The sequence below is a fragment of the Rhodococcus sp. no. 34 genome (genome assembly GCF_054589475.1).
The window spans coordinates 1-2484 of the sequence record NZ_BAAILK010000048.1; the positions used below are offsets into that span (position 1 = coordinate 1).

The window sequence follows — 2484 nt, forward strand, 5'->3', positions numbered from 1 at the left end:
CCGCAGACAACACCTCCTGGAACCCGACACCGTCGACCTCCGGATACACCGTCCGCAAAATCTCATGCCGACCAACAACATCCGACACAGCAGCGTCCAACGCCGCCACATCCAACAACCCCGACAACCGAATCGCCACCGGAATATTGTCAACATTGGATCCCGGGTCGAATCGGTTCAAGAACCACATCCGCTGCTGCGCCAACGACAACGGCACCCGCTCCGGACGCACCCGAGCAGTCAACGCCGCCCGAGCACCCGAACCAACCTCCGACTCCACCCGAGCAGCCAACAACTCCACCGACGACGCCTCGAACAACACCCGCACCGGAACCTGCGCATCGAGCGCCTGCCCCAACCGAGCCGCCACCCGAGTAGCAATCAAAGAATTACCACCCAAAGCAAAGAAATCATCATCCAACCCGACACGCTCGACCCCGAGAACATCCCCGAACACCGACGCGACGATCTCCTCCACCGCCGTCACCGGAGCCCGGAACACCGCAACCTCGAACACCGGCTCCGGCAACAACTTCCGATCCAACTTCCCCGACGCATTCAGCGGCAACGCATCCAACACCATGATCAACGACGGAACCATGTACGACGGCAACACCGCACGCAGCGAATCCGTAAGCGCTACAACATCAACCACCGCACCCGACGCCGGCACCACATACCCAACCAAGCTGTCACCCGACTTGGCCGAAACAACAGTCACTGCAGATGCGGATACCGATGCATCAGCCACCAAAGCCGACTCGATCTCCCCCAACTCGATCCGCTGACCACGCAACTTCACCTGGAAATCACTACGGCCGATGTACTCCAGCTCCCCCGACGCATCCCACCGCACCAAATCGCCCGTGCGATACATCCGACCGCCCCCGCTGCCATCGGCAAACGGGTTCGCAACAAACCGATCCGACGACATTGCGGCCCGCCCGATATACCCGCGCGCCAACTGAATGCCCGATAGATAAAGCTCGCCGACAACACCCCTTGAAACCGGGTGCAGCCTGGAATCCAGGACTAGCAGCCCTGTATTCCACACAGCAGAACCAATCGGGATCGACACGGTCTCGTCCGATGTGACTTCATGGAAGGTCACATCAATTGCAGCCTCGGCAGGACCGTACAAATTCTCCAAGCGTGCTGATGGCATCACTCCGAAAACTTCCGCGGCAGTGCCAACTTTCAAGGCCTCGCCACCGGAAAACACCAGCCTCAAGGAAGGAATATTGCTGGCATATTCGGCTGAAATGAATAGGGCCATCATTGCAGGCACGAAGTGCGCGACCGTGACCGCATGCTCCCGGATCAACTTCGCTATGTACTGAGGGTCACGATGGCCATCCGGTTCGGCGATCACCATGCGCGCGCCTACTTGGCACGGCCAGAACAACTCCCAAAGTGAAACGTCAAATGTGGACGGAGTCTTGACCAGCACCACGTCCGACGGGTCCAAATTGTATCGATCCTGGCGCCAAAGCATCTGGTTTACTACGGCGATATGCGATACCAGGACGCCTTTCGGCGTCCCGGTAGAACCGGAAGTGAAAATCACATACGCAGGGTGATCTCCCCGAAGAGCAGACAGTCGCTCTGAATCGGTGATCGGATCAGTCGAATACGTATGCAGGTCAAGACTGTCAACATCAACCCAGGAAGTCGGCAACTTCGCGTCGAGTCGACCATCAACCGTAAAGTCACGCGAGTACAAGACAACGGCCGGCGCCGCCGTTCGCAAAACATAAGAGACGCGTTCAGTCGGATGCGATGGGTCCAGGGGTACATATCCGCCACCTGCACGAATCACCGCATGGGCTGCGATCACCCAAGATATAGACCGCCCCATGAGCACGCCGACCAGAACCTCAGGTCCAACACCTTGCGAAATCAGATGTCGGGCCAATCGATTGACGCGCGAATCGAATTCGCCATAGGTCAAGCTTTCGTCACCGTAAATCAGCGCAACATCCATAGCGCGCTGAGCCGTACCGACGACATCCACCAATCGCGTCGCGGGCAGATCCCGACGACTGGCGCGCGATCTGTTGTAGATCTCAATTCGTTCAACACCATCAAGAAGATCAACTTCTCCCACCAGCGCCGATGAATCGTCGAGAACTGTGCGCAGGATGCGTTCGAATCGGGTTGCCATCGAGGCCACCGTCGACTCGTCGAACAGATCCGTCGCGTACGTGAACGTCGCCGCCATCCCGGCCGGGGCACCGGACTCGTCGAACTGCTCGACCATGGTCAACTGCAGATCGAACTTCGCCGCCACCGCGCCGGTATCGACGCCCGCAACCGTCAGATCGCCCAACTGCAACCCGGTCTGCTCCATGTTCTGGAACGACAGCATCACCTGAAACAACGGATTACGCGCCTGCGACCGCGCCGGATTGAGCACCTCCACCAACCGCTCGAACGGCACATCCGCATGCGCAAACGCACCCAGATCGCCCTCACGAACCCGAC

Annotated in this window: 1 protein-coding gene; it reads right to left on the reverse strand. The window is 58.9% G+C overall.

Going from position 1 to position 2484, the window contains the following annotated elements:
• The coding region (locus tag ACYP01_RS28780) for a non-ribosomal peptide synthetase (protein WP_459683472.1) at positions 1 to 2484 on the reverse strand (2484 nt) is incomplete at both ends.